Consider the following 20808-nt stretch of genomic DNA (forward strand, 5'->3'; position numbering starts at 1 on the left):
TGGCCGCCGAAGAAGAGGCCCGGCGGCGGGCAGCGGCCGAGGATGGCCGGCGCCAGCGGGAGCAGACCGCCGCCCAGGCGCCGCCAGCCCCGGTCAAGGGCAGCAGCGGCTTTGCTGCCCAGCGGGGCCGCCTGGAGCCGCCGGTGGCTGGCACGGTGATCACCGAGTACGGCCGCCACCAGGAAGGCCGCTACGGCATCAGCACGGTGCAAAACGGCATCGACATCCAGGCGGCGCCCGGCAGCCAGGTGCGGGCCGTCTACAGCGGCCGGGTGGTGTACGCCGATTCCCTCAAGGGCTATGGCCTCCTTCTCATCGTCGACCACGGCCAGCAGTTCTACAGCCTGATCTCCCGGGCCGCCCGGCTCACCAGAAAGGTGGGGGACGAGGTCAAGACCGGCGAGGTGGTGGGCTTTCTGGCCGACGATCCGGAGCTGGCCGCCGAAGGCCTGCATTTCGAGATCCGCCAGGGGGTGACCCCCGAAGACCCCATGCGCTGGCTCAATCACGCCCGCCTGACGGTCAAGGGGGTCAAGCGGGCCGATTCCCGCTGACCAGGCGCCATCAGCGGATGGCAGGCCGTTTTTCCTTTTGTCTTTTGGCCGGTTGTCTGGTAATCCTAGTCAATGATGCTGGCTGTCTGTCGCACCCTGCCTGACCGGCCCGATCCAAGCGGCCACAGGATCCCGGATACGCCCTTTCCCCTGCAGTCCCTCTCTTTTTGGAAACATCGACCATGAAGCCCAGGAGCTTTCGCTTGGCCAAGCCACGGATCTTTGCTGTTGCCGGCCTTGGGGCCGGCATTGCCCTTCTGCTGCTGGCCTGGGGCCAGCATGATCGGATCGCCGCCGAGACCCAGGACGTCTACAAGGACCTGGAGACCTTCTCCAACGTCCTGTCCATCATCCAGCGCTCCTATGTCGAGGAGGTCGACACCCGGGAGGTGGTCGACGGCGCCATCAAGGGCATGCTGGGCGCCCTTGACCCCCACTCCTCCTTCATGACCCCGGACGACTTCAAAGAGCTCCAGATGGAGACCAAGGGCCGATTCACCGGCATCGGCATCGAGATCACCATGAAGGACGGCATCCTGACCGTGGTCTCCCCCATCGAGGGCACGCCGGCCTTCAAGAAAGGGCTCAAGGCCGGTGACCGGATCATGAAGATCGAAAAGGACTTCACCAAGGACATGAGCCTCACCGAGGCGGTGAAGCGGCTGCGGGGTCCCAAGGGCACCGAGGTGACCATCTCGGTGCACCGGGAGGGCTGGACCGAGCTCAAAGAGATCACCATCGTCCGGGACGAGATCCCCATCCACAGCGTCCGCAGCCGCAACCTGGAGCCGGGCTACCTGTACGTCCGGGTCAGCAACTTCCAGTCCGAGACCACCCGGGATCTCAGGAAGGCGGTGGACACTTACGCGGAGAAGGAGGCGGTCCAGGGCATGATTCTGGATCTGCGCAACAACCCGGGCGGTCTTCTGGACCAGGCGGTCAAGGTCTCGGACCTTTTCCTGGAGGACGGGCTCATCGTCTCCACCAAGGGCCGGATCAAGGACCAGAACATGACCTTCAAGGCCCACCGGGGCGGTGACGAGTACACGTTCCCCATGGTGGTCCTGGTCAACGAAGGCACCGCCTCGGCCTCGGAGATCGTGGCCGGCGCCCTGCGGGATCACAAGCGCGCCCTGGTCCTGGGCGCCCAGACCTTCGGCAAGGGCTCGGTGCAGACCATCATCCCCATGGACGACGGCTCAGGACTTAGGCTGACCACCGCCCGGTACTATACGCCCAACGGCACCTCGATCCAGGCCAAGGGCGTGGTCCCGGACATCATCGTGCCTTCCACCATCACCTACGCCAAGCTGGATGCCGACAAGGAGAAGCAGCGGGAGGCCTGGCTGGTGCGGGAGAAGGACCTCCGGCGGCACATCGCCAACGGCCAGGGGGAGGAGGACGAGGAGAGCGCCGGCGAGGAGCCAGCGGTGGAAGAGCCCAACGGCGACAACGACAACTCCGGCGAGGACCAGGACGCCGAGTTCCGCAAGCAGCTGGAAAAGGATCCCCAGCTCAACACCGCCCTCCTGATGCTCAAGGGCCTGCACGTTCTCGGCAACAATCCGTGAGCGCCCGCCCTCCGGGCGATGTCCCGGTGGGCCACCCCACACGCCCGCCATCCCTCTCAGGCCGATCGGCTCAGCCGGTCGGCCTGAGGCCTTTTTGCACCATCTCGTAATAGTCCCGGCCCGCCAGGTCGTTGATGACCACGGCCGGCAGCCCCTTCACCTCCAGGCGGAGCATCGCCTCCGGTCCGGCGTCGGCGAAGGCCACCAGCGTACAGGCCTTAACGCAGGCACCCAGAAAGGCCCCGGCGCCGCCGATGGTGGCCAGATAGACGGCGCCGTGCTCCTGCATCGCCCGCCGCACCGGCGCCGACCGGGCGCCCTTGCCCAGCATGCCGGCCAGACCGCAGGCCAGGAGTCGGGGCGTGTAGGCGTCCATCCGGTAGCTGGTGGTGGGACCGGCGGCGCCGACCACCCGGCCGGGCCGGGCCGGGCTGGGGCCGACGTAATAGAGAAGCTGGCCAGCCAGGTCCACCGGCAACGGCTGGCCGGCGTCCAGAAGCGCCACCAGCCGGCGGTGCGTCTGGTCCCGGCCGGTGAAGACAATGCCGGTGAGGCGGACGAAGTCGCCAGCCGCCAGGCCGGCCGCCACTTCAGGTCCGAAGGGTACCGCGACCTCCGGCAGGGAGGCCAAAAGCGGCGGTTGGTAGCGCAGCATGGACATGGCTAGAGAACCGTCTCCTTGTGCCGGTGGGCATGGCACTGGATGTTCACCGCCACCGGCAGGCTGGCGATGTGGGTGGGAAAGATCTCCAGGTGGACGGCCAGGGCGGTGGTGCGGCCGCCCAGCCCCTGGACCCCGGCGCCCTCGGCATTGATCCGGGCCAGCAGCCGCTCCTCCAGGGCCGCCACGTCTGGCCGCGGATGGGGCTGGCCCAGGGGCCGCAGCAGGGCGGACTTGGCCAGGAGCGCCGCCTTCTCGAAGGTGCCCCCCAGGCCAACCCCCACCAGCACCGGCGGGCAGGGGTTGGAGCCTGCCGCCTGGACCCGCTGGCAGACGAAATCCACGATGCCCTCCACGCCGGCGGCCGGCGGCAACATGGCCACGGCGCTCATGTTCTCGGAGCCGCAGCCCTTGGGCAGGAAGCGGATGGTGAGCCGATCCCCGGCCACGCTGGCCAGATGGAGCACCGCCGGCGTGTTGTCGCCGCTGTTGACCCGGGTCAAGGGATCGCAGACCGAGCTTCGGAGATACCCGTCCCGGTAGCCCTGCCGCACCCCCTCCTGGATGGCGGCTGCCAGATCGCCCGCCACCTGCACCTCGCTCCCCAGCTCCACAAAGACCACCGCGACGCCAGTGTCCTGGCAGACCGGGATCCGCTCCCGGCTGGCGATCTCGGCGTTCTGCAGCAGGATCTCCACAACCGTGCGGGCCAGCCCCGGCTCCTCCCGGTCCCGGGCGGCGAGGAGCGCCTCCAGGATGTCCGGCTCCAGGTCATGGGCCGCAGCGATCGCCAGCTCCCGAACGGCCGCGGTGACGGTGCTCGTGTCGATGATGCGCCGGCCCGGCTCTCCAGCACCGCCAGAGCACGGACCGAGATCCTTCTCATTCATGGCATGACCTCTGGCGCTCCCCACCGGCTACGCCCGGTTACCGCCGCGGTTGACCAGCATCCGCCTGGTCGGCGGCCAGGACGCAGTCCAGCCAAAGGAAGCCGAGATCGATGGCGATCTCGGCAAACGGCTCGACGTGCTGCGGTACAGATCACCGTAGACGGCCTTCTTCCTGGCTGTCTGTGGCATAGATAGCCTCACGCGAATAGTCTGCGCCGCCCGCCCTCACTGTCAACGGCTCCATCTCCGCGAGCATATCCTCGCCCGGCGCGGCCGCGTCGGTAACCGACGGTTCCCGGCCGGGATTTTCGGCTGGCAAGGGAGCTGGCAAATCCGTCTTCGGGACAAACGTGGAATGCACCCAGCAGGCCCCCTACCCCTCTTCGTCCAGCCGGGCCAGCACCTCGGCGGCCATGGCAAAGCTGTGCTCCGGGCCCGGGAAGCGGCCGGCGGCCACCTCGTCCCGGAACCCCTGGATGGCGGTCCGCACCTGGGGGGCGAGCTCGGCGTACCTCTTGACGAAGCGGGGGGTGAACTTTTCGAACAGGCCCAAAAGATCGTGGGTGACCAGCACCTGGCCGTCGCAGGCCGAGCCGGCGCCGATGCCGATGGTGGGTACGGCAACGTCCCGGGTGACGCGGGCCGCCAGCTCGGCGGGCAGGCATTCCAGGACGATGGCAAAGGCCCCGGCCGCGGCGATGGCCCGGGCGTCGGCCAGGACTGACCGGGCGGCAGCCAGATCCTTGCCCTGGACCCGGAAGCCGCCCAGCTGGGAGGCGGTCTGGGGGGTCAGACCGATGTGGCCCATGACCGGGATGCCGGCCCGGATCAGGGCCCGGACCGTGTCGGCCATGGCCACGCCCCCCTCGATCTTGACCGCATCGCAGCCCGCCTCCTTGAGGAAGCGGCCGGCGTTGCGCACCGCCTCGGCCGGCTCCACCTGGTAGGAAAGGAAAGGCATGTCCGCCACCAGCAGGGCCCGCTGCACCCCGCGGCTGGCCGCCCGGCAGTGGTGCAGCATCTCGTCCATGGTCACCGGCACCGTGGAGTCGTAGCCCAGGAGCACCATGCCCAGGGAGTCGCCCACCAGGACGATGTCGACGCCCTCGCTGTCCAGGACCCGGGCCATGGCGGCATCGTAAGCGGTGAGCACGACCACTCGCTGGCCGCTCCCCTTCCGTTCCCTGATCTCGGCTATGGTCAGCTTCTTGTCCATGAGCGTGCCTCCTGTTCCGGGATGACAGGTCAGGATGCGAACAGACCTGGTGGCCGCGGGCGGGGAGCCGGCCGGCCCAGGTGGCTGCATGCCTGGGGGGTGGCCACCCGGCCCCGGGGGGTGCGGGCCAGAAAACCGATCTGGATGAGATAAGGCTCGTAGACGTCCTCGATGGTGGTCTTGTCCTCGGAAACAGCGGTGGCCAGGGTGTCGAGGCCGATGGGGCCGCCGCCGAACTTGTCGACAATGGTGGCCAGGATCCGGCGGTCCATCTCGTCGAGGCCCAGGGCATCCACCTTGAGGAGGCGCAGGGCCTCGTCGGCGATAGCGGCGTCGATGCGGCCGGAGCCCCGGACCTGGGCATAGTCCCGCACCCTTCTCAAGAGCCGGTTGGCGATCCGGGGCGTGCCCCGGGAGCGACGGCCGATCTCCAGGGCGCCCTCCGGGTCCATGCTGATGCCCAGGAGGCCCGCCGAGCGCTCGACAATGGCCACCAGCTCCTCGGGCCGGTAGAAATCCAGGCGCAGGACGACGCCGAAGCGGTCCCGCAGGGGCGGGGTGAGCAGGCCGGCCCTCGTCGTCGCCCCTGCCAGGGTGAAGCGGGGCAGGTCGATCTTGATGATCCGGGCGCTCGGGCCCTGGCCGATGATGATGTCCAGCTGGAAATCCTCCATGGCCGGATAGAGGACCTCTTCCACCGCGTGGTTGAGGCGGTGGATCTCGTCGATGAAAAGAACGTCACCCCGCTCCAGGTTGGTGAGGATGGCGGCCAGATCGCCGGACTTCTCCAGCACCGGGCCGGAGGTGACCTTGATGCCGCTTCCCAGCTCGTTGGCCATGATATGGGCGAGGGTGGTCTTGCCCAGGCCGGGCGAGCCATGGAACAGGACGTGATCCAGCGGCTCCTGGCGGGCCTTGGCCGCGGCGATGAAGATGGCCAGGCTCTCCTTGACCTGCTCCTGGCCGATGTACTGGGCCAGGAAACGGGGCCGGATGCCGGGCTCCACGGCATCGACTTCCAGAGGCAGGGGGGAGACAACCCGCTCGTCTTCGATCATGCCAGGGACCTCAGAGCGCGGCGGATGAGCTCAGGAAGGGGCAGGGCCAAAAAGACCTCCGCCCCCAGCTCCTGGCGCAAGGCCTCCAGGGCGGCCTTGGCCCGGACGGCCGGATAGCCGAGATTGACCAGGGCGGAGACGAGGTCCTCGCCGGTGGCCTCCCCTGCTCCGGCCGCCGGTGCGGCGGGGCCGGCGGCCAGAAAGGGCAGGACCTTGTCCGCCAGCTCCAGGCAAAGCCGCTCGGCGATCTTCTTGCCGATGCCAGAAATGCGGGTGAGCCGGTGCAGATCCCTGGCCTGGATGGCCCGGGCCAGGGCCGGGGTCGGCAGGCCGGACAGGAGGGCCAGGGCCAGCCGGGGGCCGACGCCGGTCACCTTGCCCAGCAGGAGGAACATCTCCCGGTCCAGACGGTCGGCAAAGCCGAACAGGGTGATGGCATCCTCCCGGACCTGGGTGTGGACATGGAGGAGGATCTCGGTGCCAGCAGGGGGCAGGGTTTCCAGGCAGGAGCGGGGCACCGCCACCAGGTAGCCGACGCCGCCCACCAGCATCTCCACCTCCTCGTCCCCCTTGTGCAGCAGGGTGCCCTTGAGGCAGGCGATCATGGCGCCGCTCTCCCGCAGGCCAGGCCGGCAGTCCGGGCCGGAGGCAGGCGGCCGCCGTGGTGGGCATGGCAGATGGCCACCGCCAGGGCGTCAGCCGCGTCCTGGCTGGGCAGGGCGGCAAGGCTTAAGAGCAGCCGCACCATGCGCTGCATCTGCTCCTTGCCGGCCAGGCCGTAGCCCACCACCGCCTGCTTGATCTGCCGGGGGCCATACTCGTGCACCGCCAGCTCCCGGCCCATGGCAGCGATCATCGCCACCCCCCGGGCATGCCCCAGCTTGAGGGCCGAGCGGGGGTTGGCCGCCACAAAGACATCCTCCACCGCCGCCTCATCGGGCGTGTGCTCGGCGATCACCTGCACCAGGCCGTCGTGGATCCGGCGCAGCCGCTCGGCAAAGGCCGCCTCCGCCGGGGGCCGCACCACGCCGCAGGCCACGAAGACGAGCTTGTGGCCCACCAAGTCGATGACCCCGTAACCGGTGGCCCGGGAGCCGGGATCCAGGCCCAGGATGCGCAGGCCGGTCCGGGTCCCGGGCGGCAATCAGGCACCCTCCAGGAGCTCGTCCGGGATGTCGCAGTTGGCGTGCACCTTCTGGACGTCGTCGTAGTCCTCCAGGGCATCCAGGAGCTTGACCAGCTGCTTGGCGACCTTCTCGTCGCTGATGGGCACGGTGTTCTTGGGGATCATGGTCACCGCTGTCTCCAGGAACCGTACCCCGGCCGCCTCCAGGGCCTCCTTCACGGAAGAGAAGTCGTCCGGCGCCGTGATGACGGTGAATCCGTCGTCATCCTCCCGCACATCCTCGGCCCCGGCCTCCAGGGCGCGGTCCATGAGCTCCTCCTCGCTGATGGTGGCCTTGTCCACCAGGAGGCTGCCCTTGTGGTCGAACATCCAGCCCACGCAGCCGAACTCGCCCAGATTGCCGCCGTGCTTGGAGAAGAAGTGGCGGACATCGGCCACCGTGCGGTTGCGGTTGTCGGTCATGGTCTCGACCAGCACCGCCACCCCGCCCGGGCCGTAACCTTCGTAGGTGATCTCCTCGTAGACCGCCCCGTCCAGCTCGCCGGTGCCCCGCTTGATGGCCCGGTCGATGTTCTCCTTGGGCATGTTCTCGGTCTTGGCCTCGAGAACCGCGGCCCGCAGCCGGGGGTTGCCGGTCGGGTCGCCGCCGCCGGCCCGGGCCGCCACGGTGATCTCCCGGATGAGCCGGGTGAAGATCCGGCCCCTTTTGGCGTCGATGGCGCCCTTTTTCCGTTTGATCGTGCTCCACTTCGAATGTCCAGACATCTAATCCTCCTTCACAAATCCGGTGCCGAGGACAAAGACCTCCCGGCTTTCGCTCCGGGAGGCCTTGGGCTTGACGATCCGCACCTGGGTGAATCTCGTTCTGACTGCCGCAACGAAGCTGTCGAGATCTTCGCCCTGGAAGACCTTGCAGTAGAGGCTGCCGCCGGGCCGCAACAGGGCCGCCGCCACCTCCAGGGCCCGGCTGGCCAGTCGGACCGACTGGAAATGATCGACGTCCTTGCGGCCGGTGGTTCGGGGCCCGAGATCACTCAGGATTACGTCGAACTGCGGGCAGCGCTCCGCGAGCCTGGGCACGAGATCCGGGTCGAAGACATCGCAGGTCAGCGCCTCGACGGGGGCGGCTTCCGGGCCGGGATCCGGCGGGCGGCCGCTCTCCCGGTCCACCCCCACCACCTGGCCGCTGCGGCCCACGGTACGGGCTGCGAAAAGGCTCCAGCTGCCGGGCTGGCAGCCGAGATCCAACACCCGGGCGCCGGTCGAAAGCAGGCGGTAACGGGTTTGAACCTCGTCGAGCTTGTAGACCGAGCGGGCCGGGTAGCGCTCCTTCTTGGCCTTGTGGAAGTAGTAGTCCTGGACCTTGCGCATGTGCCCACCCAGGCTTGCAGGCATGGCGCCGCACCCGGCCCAGGAAATCCGGCGCCACCGCCGGAGGATGGATCGGCCAGCGCATCGGCTGGCGCCGCCGAAAGGATCCCGCCGGAAAGCACCCGCGGCACCGGCGCGACGTGGCCACACGGTCGGCCGCCGCACAGAACAACGGCCGAAGATACCCCATGCCCCCGCTTTTTCAAGGGGGAATGGCGCCGGCCAGGCTCAGCGCCAGCCACCCTCCCGGCCACCCGACGGCGAGCGGGGAGGTCCGGTCCGGGGGGGCCGGCCGCCGGTCTTGGGCATGGCACGGATGATCGCCCGCAGCACCCGGTTGACGGCCTCCGAAGAGGGAAAGACCTCTGCCACGTCCGGGTCCAGGCTGACCACCGTGCCGTTGTCGCTGGCGCCGGGATAGCGCTCCGGTCGGGTCTTGCGGCGATCGAACCGCTCGTGGGGCCGCTGCTCATCCGGCCAGGGCCGCGTCCGCTCCGGACGGAAGCCCTCGCCCTGACCGGCGAAGCGGTCCGGCCGCGGCCGGCGACGGGGGAGGCGATCAGCCACCGCGGGCTGCTCCTGGACCGGCTCGCTCCGCTCAGGCTTGGCCTCCTGCGGCTCCTCCCCCGGACGGTCGGCCTTGCGCTTGCGCCGCACAGTGGGGCGCTCCGGTTGCGGCTCCTCCGCCCAGGGGCGGTCCTTGTCGTTGCTGCTGGCCTTCTTCATGGCATGGTCTTCCTTCGGAGGTGTGGGATGGTCAGGGAGCCGGCGAGCCGGTGAGGTCGGCCGGGGGCCGGCGCCCGCGGGACAGTTGGTCCTGCTCTGGTTGATGACGGGGGCCACGGCGGGGCATGCCGGCCGGGACATGGTGGCTCTGTGTGAAGCCGGTCGAGGGTCGTCTCCCTGAAGGTCCGGGGGAGGGGCGGCAGGCGGTCCCGGTGCCGTGTCCGGCAGGGGGAGCGGCGAGAGCCGGTGGTGCCTTCATCGACCCCTGCACAAGAGGTCGCATGTTTCGGGCCGGCGGTCAACCGATATAAGCAGGATGGATGGCGCCGGATGGCGCCGGCGATGGGCCGGCCCGCCCGCGACCGGCGCGCCGGCCACGGGCGGATAAGCCGGGGGGGCCTCAGATCATGAAGGTCTTGTCATGCTCGGCCAAAAGATCGATATACTCGGGCGCGGCTTTGAGCTCACAGCCCGTGATGAACTCCTCCGGGTCCAGGAGCCGCTTGTCGACGCAGGCCTTGCAGACATAGATCGGCGTGCCGTTCTTGCTCAGGTAGTCGAGCTGGGCCTTCATGGTCTCCCGGGTGGTGGTGGAGAAGTCGTCGCTGATGCCGAACTGGGCCCAAAACACGCCATCCTCCAGAAGGAAGATCGAAACATCGTGCCCCTTCTCCTTGGCCACCTTGGCAAAGTGAAAGGCGCGAGCCACCATCATTCCGTCCTGGATGCCCTTGGAGATCGTGAACAGCATCTTGGCCATGGTGCGTAATCCTCCTTCGTCCGCGGTAAAGGTGAGAAAAATGGCCGGGGATGGCCGGCCCGGCCGGTCATCCCCGGAAGCAGTCCTCGCGGTTTGGCAGCCGGCGATAGACTAGCCGGTGCTAGTTACCAGATTGCGCGCCAATTGACAACCACAATATTGAGGATCAGGGGAAATTTGTGCTGCGGAAAGGCTGCGCCGCGCTGGCTGTCAGCAAAGCAGCTAGGCGACCATCCGCGGCCAGCAGGCTCACCAGTTGGCGGTGACCGGCCGGCAGCGCCAGGGAGGCCAAGTCCGTGGCGGTGACCCAGCGATACTCCTGGGCTGCGTGCAGGACCACCCGCGGCTCGGCTGCGAGGAGCCGGCACGAGAAGCAGTGCTGGGTGACCCGGTAGCGGGTGTAGGTGTGGCGCACCACGGCAAGAGGCGCCAGCTCGCCCACGGCAAGCTCGGTCTCCTCGGCGAATTCCCGCACCAGGGCCGCCGCCGCCGATTCCCCGTCCTCGATCTCGCCGCCGGGCAGCTCCCAGAGGTTGGCCCACACTCCCACCGCCGGCCGCTTCTGGACAAAGACCCGGCCCTGGTGCACCAGCATGCCCGTGGCCATGATGATGGGGATCGTCCGCGGTCGGCCGGCCCGGCCCGGCCGCTCATGGATGGTGTCCCGGGCCCGGGCCAGGCAGAACGAGGCCACCGGGCAGACCGGGCAGCGGGGCCGCCGGGGCAGGCAGACCAGGGCCCCCAGCTCCATCAGGGCCTGGTTGAAAGCCCGGGGCGCGGTTGCCGGCAGGAGCTCGCCGGCCAGCTCCCAGACGCCTTCCTTGAAGGCGGGATCGCTCGCCCGCCCCGGCAGATCGAAGAGCCGGGCCAACACCCGGATCACATTGCCATCCACCGCCGGAAAAGGGGCATCAAAGGCGATGCCCATGATGGCACCGGCGGTGTAGCGGCCGATCCCCGGCAAGGCCAGGAGGGCCTGGTGGTCGGCGGGAATCTGGCCGCGGAAGCGCTCCACCAGGATGCGGGCGCAGGCCATGAGCTGCCGGGCCCGGCGGTAGTAGCCCAGGCCCTCCCAGGCCTTGAGCACCTCCTCCTCGGAGGCGGCGGCCACCGCCGCGGCGTCCGGAAAGAGGGCCAGCCAGCGCTGGAAGTAGACTACCGCCCGCTCCATCCGGGTCTGCTGGAGCATGATCTCCGAAATCCAGACCTGATACGGATCGTAGGTGCGGCGCCAGGGCAGATCGCGGCCATGGGCCGCGAACCAGTCCAGGAGGGACGAAACGAGACGGTGACGATTCATGGTGCAGCCAGGGAAACGCGCCCGTCCGGCGCAATGGCGGCGCCGGGTGGGCTCCTCCAGGAGGATCGACCACCAGCGACCGCGCATCCAGGACCGCAAGCCTCCAAGGGGCGTCCCCTCGGCGCCTGGCCGGGCGGCTCTACGCCTCCTTGTCCAGGGCCTCCAGGAGTCTCCGTGGACCGAACCGGTACAAGGCCGCGCCTTCCGCCTTCATCCTTCATTGAGAACGTCAAGGTAGCGGTCGTAGACAAAGAGCCGGTTCCTGCGCTTGCCGGTCAGCTCGCGCACGGTCCCGAGGTCAGCGAGGAGCTCCATGGCCGACGAGGCGGCCGGGAACGACAGGCCCGTGCTGCGGCAGACCTCGGGCATGGAGAGGATGGGGCGCGCCTTGAGCGCATCGTGCACGCGCAGCGCCGAGCCGGCCCGGCGGCCGCTGGGCTCGATCCGGGACCGGTCGGTCTTGAACATCTCGGCCAGCCGCTGGGCTGTGGAGACCGCGCCTTCGGCGGTCTGGCGCACGCCTTCCAGAAAAAAGGCGAGCCACGCCTCCCAATCGCCGGTGCGGCGTACCCGGTCGAGCAGCTCATAGTAGGTGGCCCGGTTCTGCTTCAGGTAGAGGCTCAGGTACAGGAGCGGCTCGCGCAGCAAGCCGGCGTGGCAAAGCAGGAAGGTGATGAGCAGCCGCCCCACGCGGCCGTTGCCGTCCAGAAACGGGTGGATGGTCTCGAACTGAACGTGCGCCAGCGCGGCCCGCACCAGCACCGGCAGCCCGTCGCTCTCGGCGTGCAGGAACCGCTCGACCGCCGACATGCACTCGGGCACTGCCGTGTGGGGCGGGGGCACGAAGACCGCGTTGCCCGGCCGGCTGCCGCCGATCCAGTTCTGCGAGCGCCGGAGCTCGCCCGGCTCCTTGCCGCTGCCCCGGCCGCGCGAGAGCAGCACACCGTGGATCTCCCGGAAGAGGCGGTTGGAGAGGGGAAAGCCTTCCCGCAGGCGCCTAAGCCCGTGGTTCAGGGCCGCGATGTAGTTTGACACCTCGACGACGTCATCGAGGGGAACCCCCGGCGCCTCTTCAAGCTCAAAGAGCAGCAGGTCCGAGAGCGACGACTGCGTCCCCTCGATCTGGGAGGAGAGCACAGCCTCCTTGCGCACGTAGGCATAGAGGAAAAGCGCCATATCGGGCAGAAGGACGGATACGCCGTCGAGGCGCCCGACCGCGAGCACGGCGGATTCCAGTGCCCGCTGGAGCCCGCCATCGAACATGAGCGGCGGGTTCGGGGGCAGAGGTGCCGGCACAAAGGCGCGGACCTGTTCCCCGCCGACGCTTGTGACTTCGTACCGGCCGGTCTCCCCGCGCTCCATGGAGCTCGCCCCTCCTGTTCACGAAAACTGAATAGGCCCAACTGCTATTAAGATTTCAGGGGTGAAGTTTAACCAAGACTCCTTTCCCACGCCACCGCATCTTCAGCCCCTTCTGGTCGCCCCGACGCCGGCCGGCCGCCAGACGCCCTACGCCGCCCGATTCACGTCGGCATCGAGCAGATAGGCCATCAGGACCCGACCCCCAGGCTGTGGCCGAGCTGGTGGAAGGTGGCCATCTTCCGGAAGCCGAGGAGACGGAAGGCCTCCGTGAACGACGAACGGCCTTCCAGGGTGCTGATCACCAACGCTCGAGCGAAACGCTTGCTCGCCCGCGCCCCCTCCGGTGCCTCTCGATGCCCTGGGCAAGGGCCGCGCCCGAGAACCGAGCCACCCGTAGCCGCGGGTAGTCGAGGCGTGGCTTGCGCGCCTCGGCGGGCAGGGCGATCCACACCTCGGCGGGGTTCTGGGTCGTCAGCCCATGAAAGCGCAGGGCGGTGAGCAGGCAAAAGACCCCGGAGGGCACGCGCTTGCCGACCTGGGCGAGGGTGTGCTCGGCGGTCAGCAGGTGCCGACTCGCCACATAAATTCCGCGGGCCTGCCGCTCCACCCATTTCCAGCCGTCACTCCACCCGCCCGCCTGTCACCTCCGCCAGCATGCGGACGATGTCGTGCTCGATGGCCCGGATATCGGCCTCGATCTCCGCCAGGGGGCGGGGCGGCGTATACCGGTAGAAGTAGCGGTTCGCGCAGCTCCGGATCGGGCTCGGGGCTGCCGTCCGGGTGGCGGCAGATCGCGGCGGTCTCGTCCCGCTCCGCCAGGGCGGAGAGGATCGCCTTCCGGGCCGGTGCCGGCAGCCTCAGGCCGGCCTTGCGGGCGGCGTTATCGAGGGCGCGCTCGAAATCGCCGCGATCCCGGAACACGGTGCCCGGGAGCCGGGTCACGAGGTTGCGGATCGCCGCCTGGAGCGCCCGGCCCTCCGCCTCTTCCTTTGCACCGGCCGTGCCCTTCTTCTTCGACTGCGCCAGGGCCTGGAACCTCTTCTCCTCCGCAAGCCGCGCGATCCGCGCAGGCGCCGCCTGGAAGTTGAGCCGCAGCGGCCGCTCCACGGTGATCTTGCGGAAGCCGAAGTGGGTGGTCGGAAAGATGCGGCTGACCACGACCTCGTCATCCTGGCCGTTCTTGGCGAGCCGGCGGGTGTCGCCGTCCCGGCAGTCGGCGAGGATGGTGACGATGTCCTGGGCCCGGTCGGGCGGGATCTCCCGGCGCTTGTCGCCGAGGCTTTTTCGCATCGGCACCCAGAAGGCGGTGGCGTCGATGAGCTGGACCCTGCCCCGGCGTGCTTCCGACTTGCGGGTGGTCACCACCCAGACGTAGGTGGCGATCCCCGTGTTGTAGAAGAGCTGCTCGGGAAGCGCGATCAGGGCCTCCAGCAGATCGTGCTCCAGGATATGGCGGCGGATCTCGCTCTCGCCGCGCCGGCGTCACCCGTGAAAAGCGGCGAGCCGTTCATGATGATGGCGATGCGCGAGCCGCCTTCCCTGGGCTCCTTCCCGTGGGCGAGCATGTGCAGGAGGAAGAGAAGCTGTGGCTCACCCGTTCACTCTCCAGACCATGATCCCGTGTTGGACCCTGCCCGATGCAGCCTCCACGAACTCTCCTCCATCCTGGGACGAGACGATACCCGAATCGGGTTCTCCCATCAAGGTGCAGGAATAACGGTAGGATAGCGGCCCAATGGGATGCCGGCAGGCCGTGATCTGTCCAGGGTCGAAGACGGACCGTTTCCAGCGCTATGCCACGGAGGCGGATCAGGACCGCAAGCCGCCTTCGGGCCAGACCCGGGGGGTGACGGGGGCGCTGCGACAGCCCCCCCGTTCCCGGCTCGCTCTTCACCGGGTCAGGATGCGGTAGATCTCCGGCAGGCGGGCGGGCAGTTTGGCGACGTCGTCGAGGACGATGGACTCGACGGCGCCGTAGAGGTGGGCGACGTAGTCCCGGGCTTGGCGGTCGATGGTGATGCCGAAGGGGTGGATGCCCCGCACCTTGGCCTCGATGAGGGCGTGGCGGGTGTCCTCGATGGCGTAATCCCCCTTGTAGTCGTCGTAGTCCTCGGGCTTGCCGTCGGAAAGGATGATGAGGAGGCGCACCCGGGCGTCGGCGGCGGCCAGCAGCCGGGTGGCGTGGCGGATGGGCGGGCCCATGCGGGTGTACTCCCGGGGGGCCAGGGCGGCGATCCGCTGCCGGACGGCGTCGCCGTATGGCTCCTCCAGGTGCTTGACGTGGAAGATTTCGGAGCGCAGGCGCCGCATGCCGGAATAACCATAGACGGCGTAGCGGTCCCCCAGCCGTTCCAGGGCCTCGCAGAGGAGCACCAGGGCCTCCTTGATGGTCGCACCCACCCAACCCTCGGTGGAGGAGGACAGGTCTACCAGAAAGCAGGTGGCGATGTCCCGCTCGTTCCGGAGCTGACGGATGAAGAGCTTCTCCGAGGGCGGCTGGCCGGCGGCCTGATCGGCCAGCATCTCGGTGACCGCATCGAGGTCGATCTCCTCCCCCTCGGTCTGGCGGCGCACGAAGCGGTAGTCAGCGCGCAGCATTTCGAACTGGCGGCGCAGGTGGACCAGAAGCCCCCGGCGGCGGGTGAGGGTCTCGGCCACGAAATCCGACTGCACCGGCGTCAGCTCTTTTTCCAGCAGCCGGCACCAGTTCCTGCGGAAGCCGGCCCGCCGATAGTCCCACTCGTCATAGGTGAGGGGACCGGTGGCCGCTTCGCCGGCAAGCGGGGCGGCCACCTCCCGGCCGACGCCCCCGGCACCGGCCATGTCGAGGGCACTTTGCACGTAAGCCGCCGGCAGGGCGCCCAGGTCGGTCGCAATCTCCCGGGCCAGGGAGCGCAGGCCCTCCGACAGCCGGACCTCCCGGTCGGCCACCTGGATCATGAGCTCCGGCTCCCGGGCCTTCGTCTCGTCCCTGGGTGCCCCCCCGGCCGCCGCCGGGACGGCCACCGCGGCGTCGCCCTGGGGTCTGGCCACTGTCGGCCCGGGAGACGGCGGCGGCAGCACCCCCAGCTCCTGGGTCAGGAGCCGGCCCAGGGCCTCCACGAACTGCTGGCGGGCTTCCTGGCGGCGGCGCAGCCGGCCCGCTGCCACCGCTGCCAGATCCGGCTCGCCCAGAAAGAGGAGCGGCGGCGGCACAAGGCCTCCCCGGGGCAGGTCGGCCAGAAGCTGGCCCAGGCCGGCGGCGACCGCCAGGCTGTCGGCGCTGGTCGCCGCCGGCTTGACCAGGCGGGCCAGGAGGCCTGCGGCCTGGCCGATCCTGGCGGCCAGCTCCGGTGGGCCCTCCCCGGCCGTGCCCAGCCCCAGGCGCCACAGGGTCTCCACCACCCCGTGCCCGGGCGCCAGCAGGGCCGGGGCCGGGCGGCCGGTGACCAGGAGCGGCCACAGCGGGGCGAGATCACTGGCCAGGCCAGGCAGCCGGCGGCCGAGCCTTGCCAGCAGGCGCCGGCCCTCGGCCAGCCAGTAACAAGCCGCGGCCAGGTCCGGCCGGCTGCTGCTGGCGAGGGCCGCCGCCAGGTCCTGATGGCTGCCGTCCGGCAACGCCGGCCAGAAGGAGCCCTCGGCGAGCATCAGCCATTGCCAGGAGGCGACCAGCTTGTAGACCAGGCGGTGGGCGGCGCCATCGGCCCCCAGATCGATCTCCGCCGGCAGGAAGATGGTGGCCACATCGGTGCCGGCCCAAGGCGCCGGGGCCAGATCGATGCTGCGGCCGGCCAGACTCCGGAGATACGGCAACAGCCGGCCGGCCACTGCCGGGAAGGCCACCCCGCCCCGATCCCGCAGGCGGCACAGGAAGCGGCGCTCCACCTCGGCCATGAAGAGGCGCGCCGCGGCAAGGCCGCCGCCCTCGTAGGCGTCCAGGATCCCCTTCACCCAGTCCGGCAGCTGCCGGGGGGTCAGGCAGCCCAGGGCCTGGGGCACCTCGGCCAGAAAGGCGAAGGTCAGCCCCTGGCTCACCGGCCAGATGACCGGCACCTGGTCCAGCACCGCCGCCAGCTCCGGCGGCTCCAGGGCGGCCAGCCCGCCGGCGGGCTCGTCCAGGACCCAGGAGACCGGCGGCTGTGGACCCATGCGGCGCGCCAGCTCATGGCGCACAACGGCTCGTTCCATGCTGCCTCGATGCGGGGGCTGCGGCTGACTTTCTGCCGCGCCACCACGCGCTCCTTACGGAAAGACGGCGGAGACCATCTCCTCCAGCGCGGCGAGAAGCTCGGGGTCGTCGCTGAGGGCGCCGGCCACCGCCACCCGGCAGGCGGTGCGGGCCGGGATGCCGGCGGCGATCAGCTTGCCGGCGTGAACCAAAAGACGGGTGCTGGCGCCCTCCGGCAGACCGCTGTCGGTGAGCCCGCGGGTCATGGCCGCCAGCTGCACCAGACCGGCAGCCAGGCCCTCCCCCACCCCGGTCTCGTGGCGGACGATGGCCGCCTCCCGCGCCGGGTCCGGATAGGAAAACTCCAGGGCCACGAAGCGCTGGCGGGTGGAGGGCTTGAGGTCCTTGACCACGCTCTGGTAGCCCGGGTTGTAGGACACCGCCAGCATGAACTCCGGCGGCGCCACCACCACCTGGCCGAGCTTTTCCACCGGCAGCTCCCGCCGGTCGTCGGCCAGAGGGTGGATGACCACGGTGGTGTCCTTCCGGGCCTCGACGATCTCATCGAGGTAACAGATGGCCCCCGCCCGCACCGCCATGGTCAGCGGGCCGTCGGTCCAGACCGCCTCACCGCCCTTGATGAGGAACCGTCCCACCAGGTCGGCGGTGGACAGGTCGTCGTGACAGGAGACGGTGACCAGCGGCCGGCCCAGGGACCAGGCCAGGTGCGCCATGAACCGGGTCTTGCCGCAGCCGGTGGGGCCTTTGAGGAGAAGCGGCAGCTCTTGGCGGTACGCGGTGGTGGCAATCGTGAGCTCGTCCGCCAGGGGCAGATAGTACGGCTCCTCCTGGGGAGCCTGGGTGATACGATGGTCCTGCGCGTGCATGGGCGCCTCGTCTCCAAACGATCCGGGCCGGGCCAAGCGCGGCCGCACGGCCATTCCCGTGCGGCCGCCCGCAATCACCGACCCATTCAGTGGGAATGATTATTATAATCCGACACCAGTCGCGGGCAAGGCTGGCGGCCCGCGATTTTTGCTGACGTTGCCAACCGCTCTGAAATTCGACGAGCAGGGGCGCCTGGCCAGCCTGACCGGCCCCGGCGGCGTGCGCCTCTGGCTCGATCATGATGCCAGCGGCCTGGTGACCGCCATCCGCGCCTCGGTGGCCGCCTCCCGCTGCTCGATCACGGACAAGGAGGCGTCGATCACCCGGCAGCGGTCAGCAGCGAGAGCGAGAGCGATCTGCCGGTAACCTGCGGTCAGGGGCGTAGATGACCAGGGAACCGCGCTTCTGTGCCCGGCGGACGAAGACCTGGTCCTGGATGTACTCGCGGATAGTCATGGAGCAGAAGCCCTTCGGTGGGTTGTGTCGAGCCCGTTACCCGCGGCCGCGCACAAGGCTCGTTTGGCCAATGGCAGCCCGTAACAGGCCGATTGTCCGTGCGCAACCTGTGTCGCGCCCATTTTATGCTCGCGCACATAAATTTTATGAGCGCGCTCTTAAATTACGTGCCTCGCTCATAAACGGCCGCCTTCCTCGTACCCGTTCGTCTTAGGCGCCCGGCCTCCACGAGTTGCTTGAGCAGCCGAGAGGCTTGGTGCTCTCCCAGCCGGCACAGATCCATCACGTCGCGCCGGCGGATGTTGCCGTGCTCGCGCACGTACCGCAGGACCATCTCTTCCTGCTGAATGGGCTCGAACCCGGCCTGCCGCACGTATTCGGCCTGCCGGCCGAGATTCCGGTAGACCTTGGCGCTCAGGGTGTAGGTACGGCCCCTCTTCACGCCATGGGCCTCGACCAGCCCGGCCTCCACGAGGCCTTCAAGTACTCCCCGGGCCAACGTCGAATCCTTCTGGATCGCCTTCGCCACCTGGCCCACGTCAACCCTCCGCCCCTCCCGGAGATCCGCCAGGGCGATCAGCGCGTCGAGGGCCAACGGTACGCGCCTCCGGTCTTCGTACTCCAAGATCATCCGGAGGAAGGGCACGTCGGCCTCAGCCTGGCTGAAGCGCACCACGACGCCGTTCGCATCGGACCGGCCGTAGTCGGGCGGCGGGCGGCCATAGCGCAGGAGCCCCTTGAAGATCAGATCGACCCCACGCCCCGTCCGCTCAGCAAGCCCGATGCGCTTCAAGGCGTCCGCCAGGGCCGGGTTCCTCGGCCGCGGCTCGACTGTGAGAAGGTTCTCCAGGGTCACGCCCTCCACGAACCCGCCCGGGTTGCTGACGGTGAGCCCATCGTCGTTCCAGCGCACGTGGACGGCGCCGAGCCGGGTGTAGTCCCGGTGGCACACGGCGTTGATGAACGTCTCGCGGAACGCCCTCCGGTCGAAGGTGGGGATCGGCACACGGAAAAGCCCAACCTGAATCTCCTCCTCTGTAACCCGGGTGGAGAATTGCTCTTCGATACGCTCGAAGACCCGCAGGAGGGGCCAGCGGTGGAAGTCGTTAACCCGGACCTCGGTGCCCTCCAGCACCTGGAACGCCACCTCGTGGGTGGGCAGGTGTGCGCGCAAGGACGGCTCCAGACCCAGGAGCAGCAGGCCTGTCACCGTGGGAACCCGGCGGCCCTCCTCGGTACGGACGAGCCCCAGGGCGCCGTCCAGTTCCCGGTCGCCGAGGCCCAAGAGCGCTCGATCGCCGCCGAAGCGCTCGACCATCTGCCGCAGCCGTTGCCGCTCCAAGGGGTCCAGGTCCTGCTCCGATGCCCCGGCCACGGGCAGGGCCGAGTAGTCCAGGAGCCCGAGGTCGGACTGGCGCGAGGCGAACTCATGGGGAAGGAAGGGTACGCACTCGGGACTGCCGTCGGCCTTGAGCCTGCGGCGCTGGAGGAGGCCGTCCGCTGTGGCGACGAGCCGGTGCGACTTGGGGACCTCGATGCGCGCCACCAGGGTGCCAGCTTCCTCCACGGCGGTCACCCGTACCGACACCGGCGGCACGGTGCGATTGGCGATCAGGGCGGCCAGCCCCGTGAGGTTCAGGTGTTCGGCGTGGAGGCCGGTGATCTGCCCGTCTTTCTCGACGCCGAGGTACAGTTCGCCACCGTCGGTGTTGGCGAGACAGACCACGGCGGCGGCGAGGTCGGCGTCGCGCAGCCGCTTCGCGTCGCTCTTGAGCTCCACGGTCATCGACTCGTGCTCGGGAATCGTGCGCCTCATGAGAGTTCGCTCTCGCCCAACAATGTCGACTTCTTCCGCCCCCGCTTCCCCTTCGGCTTCGGCGGCGCGACCTGGCAGAGGTGCTCCAGGCCGTGGGCGATGGCGATGGAGCGGTCCTTCTTGCAGGCGTCCTCTACCGCTTGAGCCAGATGATGTAGGCCAGGTGGGCCCAGTCGTGGTCGCCCTTGGCCAGCTTCTCCCAGCAGGCCTTCAGGTCCTTCTGCCACTTGGGCAGGCGGAAGAGCTTCCACAAGGGGCTCGCGGTGATGAGCACGCCGTCGTTCAGGTTCGGCTTCCAGGGGAGCTTGATGACGCGCTCGATCTCGGCCCGGAGGTCCTCCATCTCCTTCTCCAGGTCCAGCAACTCCTCCAGCCGGGCACGGGGGCCCGTGCCCTCGCGCAGGCCGGCGATCTCGGCCCGCACGACCTTGAGCTTCGGGGCCACGAAGTCGGCCAGGGCGGTGTGCAGGGTCTGGTCGGTGAGGCGGTGGTAGTAGAGCCAGAGGGTGTAGGAGCCCTTGGCTGTGGAGAGGGGCCAGTAGATCGGGGCCTGGCGGCGGCTCTTGGAGTAGCGCTTCAGATGGTCGGCGAAGAAGCCGGAGGGGCGCCGGAACCACTCGCGCAGGGTCTTCACGTCCAGCAGGTCACAAGCCTCGTGCTCAATCCCGTCGGCGCGGTCTTTCCAAACCACCTCAAGGACCTCGCGTACACGGGCGACGATGTCCTCAGGGTGGTGCTCGTCGTCCGCGAGCATACCGTCCCAGGCCACATCGAGCGGGTAACTACCTTCGGCCCGCAGCCGGCGCCCGCTCTCCGGTGAGAGCGGCAGGCCGTCTTCTCCTTGAAGCATCGCAGGCGGACAGATCGGTGTTCTTGCCGGCATTAGCGGCCGAGATCCGCCACCAG

Annotated in this window: 21 protein-coding genes; 3 read left to right on the forward strand and 18 right to left on the reverse strand. The window is 69.1% G+C overall.

All coding sequences use genetic code 11. The features are described 5' to 3' along the window. Both AB1634_04420 and AB1634_04425 read left to right on the forward strand, forming a co-directional pair. The coding region (locus tag AB1634_04420) for a peptidoglycan DD-metalloendopeptidase family protein (GenBank protein MEW6218764.1) at positions 1-554 on the forward strand (554 nt) is incomplete at its 5' end. Positions 555-757: 203 nt separating this feature from the next. Beyond that, the gene (locus AB1634_04425) at positions 758-2125 is read left to right on the forward strand and encodes a S41 family peptidase (protein ID MEW6218765.1); all 1368 of its coding nucleotides are present in this window, start codon (positions 758-760) and stop codon (positions 2123-2125) included. A 70-nt stretch (positions 2126-2195) separates the two neighbouring features. Here the strand turns inward: AB1634_04425 and AB1634_04430 are convergent, their stop codons facing one another. The 16 genes from AB1634_04430 to AB1634_04505 all read right to left on the reverse strand — a co-directional run bounded on the left by AB1634_04430 (position 2196) and on the right by AB1634_04505 (position 17629). Then, positions 2196-2786, reverse strand: coding sequence for a fumarate hydratase C-terminal domain-containing protein (locus tag AB1634_04430; GenBank protein ID MEW6218766.1), 591 nt, complete (start codon positions 2784-2786; stop codon positions 2196-2198). 2 nt (positions 2787-2788) lie between these two features. Further along, complete coding sequence (locus AB1634_04435) at positions 2789-3676, reverse strand: fumarate hydratase (protein MEW6218767.1); 888 nt, start codon at positions 3674-3676, stop codon at positions 2789-2791. Between the two features lie 373 nt (positions 3677-4049). Continuing rightward, positions 4050-4892, reverse strand: a complete 843-nt coding sequence (gene panB / locus AB1634_04440) for a 3-methyl-2-oxobutanoate hydroxymethyltransferase (protein MEW6218768.1) — start codon at positions 4890-4892, stop codon at positions 4050-4052. A gap of 29 nt (positions 4893-4921) precedes the next feature. Further along, complete coding sequence (gene ruvB, locus AB1634_04445) at positions 4922-5950, reverse strand: Holliday junction branch migration DNA helicase RuvB (protein ID MEW6218769.1); 1029 nt, start codon at positions 5948-5950, stop codon at positions 4922-4924. Next, positions 5947-6555, reverse strand: a complete 609-nt coding sequence (gene ruvA, locus AB1634_04450) for a Holliday junction branch migration protein RuvA (GenBank protein MEW6218770.1) — start codon at positions 6553-6555, stop codon at positions 5947-5949. The genes ruvB and ruvA overlap by 4 nt, the downstream gene beginning before the upstream one ends. Continuing rightward, positions 6552-7094 carry a crossover junction endodeoxyribonuclease RuvC gene (gene ruvC, locus AB1634_04455; GenBank protein MEW6218771.1) on the reverse strand — a complete coding sequence of 181 codons (543 nt, stop codon included), beginning with the start codon at positions 7092-7094 and terminating at the stop codon, positions 6552-6554. Before ruvC ends, ruvA begins: the two co-directional genes overlap by 4 nt. Beyond that, on the reverse strand, positions 7095-7841 hold the full coding sequence (locus AB1634_04460) for a YebC/PmpR family DNA-binding transcriptional regulator (GenBank protein MEW6218772.1): 747 nt from the start codon (positions 7839-7841) through the stop codon (positions 7095-7097). Further along, positions 7842-8447, reverse strand: a complete 606-nt coding sequence (locus AB1634_04465) for an RlmE family RNA methyltransferase (GenBank protein ID MEW6218773.1) — start codon at positions 8445-8447, stop codon at positions 7842-7844. Positions 8448-8675: 228 nt separating this feature from the next. Continuing rightward, positions 8676-9173: a hypothetical protein gene (locus AB1634_04470; protein ID MEW6218774.1), complete on the reverse strand. Its 498-nt coding sequence runs from the start codon at positions 9171-9173 to the stop codon at positions 8676-8678. Positions 9174-9573: 400 nt separating this feature from the next. Continuing rightward, positions 9574-9933, reverse strand: a complete 360-nt coding sequence (locus AB1634_04475; GenBank protein ID MEW6218775.1) for a DsrE family protein — start codon at positions 9931-9933, stop codon at positions 9574-9576. A 166-nt stretch (positions 9934-10099) separates the two neighbouring features. Then, positions 10100-11320 (reverse strand): A/G-specific adenine glycosylase, encoded by a 1221-nt coding sequence (mutY, locus tag AB1634_04480; GenBank protein ID MEW6218776.1) that lies wholly within the window; start codon positions 11318-11320, stop codon positions 10100-10102. A gap of 123 nt (positions 11321-11443) precedes the next feature. Continuing rightward, on the reverse strand, positions 11444-12595 hold the full coding sequence (locus AB1634_04485; GenBank protein ID MEW6218777.1) for a Fic family protein: 1152 nt from the start codon (positions 12593-12595) through the stop codon (positions 11444-11446). Between the two features lie 298 nt (positions 12596-12893). Then, the gene (locus tag AB1634_04490) at positions 12894-13202 is read right to left on the reverse strand and encodes a hypothetical protein (protein MEW6218778.1); all 309 of its coding nucleotides are present in this window, start codon (positions 13200-13202) and stop codon (positions 12894-12896) included. Next, complete coding sequence (locus tag AB1634_04495) at positions 13154-14056, reverse strand: N-6 DNA methylase (GenBank protein ID MEW6218779.1); 903 nt, start codon at positions 14054-14056, stop codon at positions 13154-13156. Before AB1634_04495 ends, AB1634_04490 begins: the two co-directional genes overlap by 49 nt. A 429-nt stretch (positions 14057-14485) precedes the next feature. Then, positions 14486-16762 (reverse strand): VWA domain-containing protein, encoded by a 2277-nt coding sequence (locus AB1634_04500; protein ID MEW6218780.1) that lies wholly within the window; start codon positions 16760-16762, stop codon positions 14486-14488. Between the two features lie 54 nt (positions 16763-16816). Beyond that, positions 16817-17629 carry a CbbQ/NirQ/NorQ/GpvN family protein gene (locus AB1634_04505; GenBank protein ID MEW6218781.1) on the reverse strand — a complete coding sequence of 271 codons (813 nt, stop codon included), beginning with the start codon at positions 17627-17629 and terminating at the stop codon, positions 16817-16819. Between the two features lie 148 nt (positions 17630-17777). On the opposite strand from AB1634_04505, the gene AB1634_04510 reads away from it, so the two are divergent. Beyond that, on the forward strand, positions 17778-17996 hold the full coding sequence (locus AB1634_04510) for a hypothetical protein (GenBank protein MEW6218782.1): 219 nt from the start codon (positions 17778-17780) through the stop codon (positions 17994-17996). Between the two features lie 253 nt (positions 17997-18249). On the opposite strand, the gene AB1634_04515 is transcribed toward AB1634_04510, so the two are convergent. Next, a complete protein-coding gene (locus tag AB1634_04515; GenBank protein ID MEW6218783.1) occupies positions 18250-19902 on the reverse strand; it encodes an ATP-binding protein in 1653 nt (550 codons plus the stop codon). A gap of 133 nt (positions 19903-20035) precedes the next feature. After that, positions 20036-20656 carry a hypothetical protein gene (locus AB1634_04520; GenBank protein ID MEW6218784.1) on the reverse strand — a complete coding sequence of 207 codons (621 nt, stop codon included), beginning with the start codon at positions 20654-20656 and terminating at the stop codon, positions 20036-20038. Positions 20657-20808 lie beyond the last annotated feature (152 nt).

Source organism: Thermodesulfobacteriota bacterium (genome assembly GCA_040755095.1).
Lineage (GTDB): Bacteria > Desulfobacterota > Desulfobulbia > Desulfobulbales > JBFMBH01 > JBFMBH01.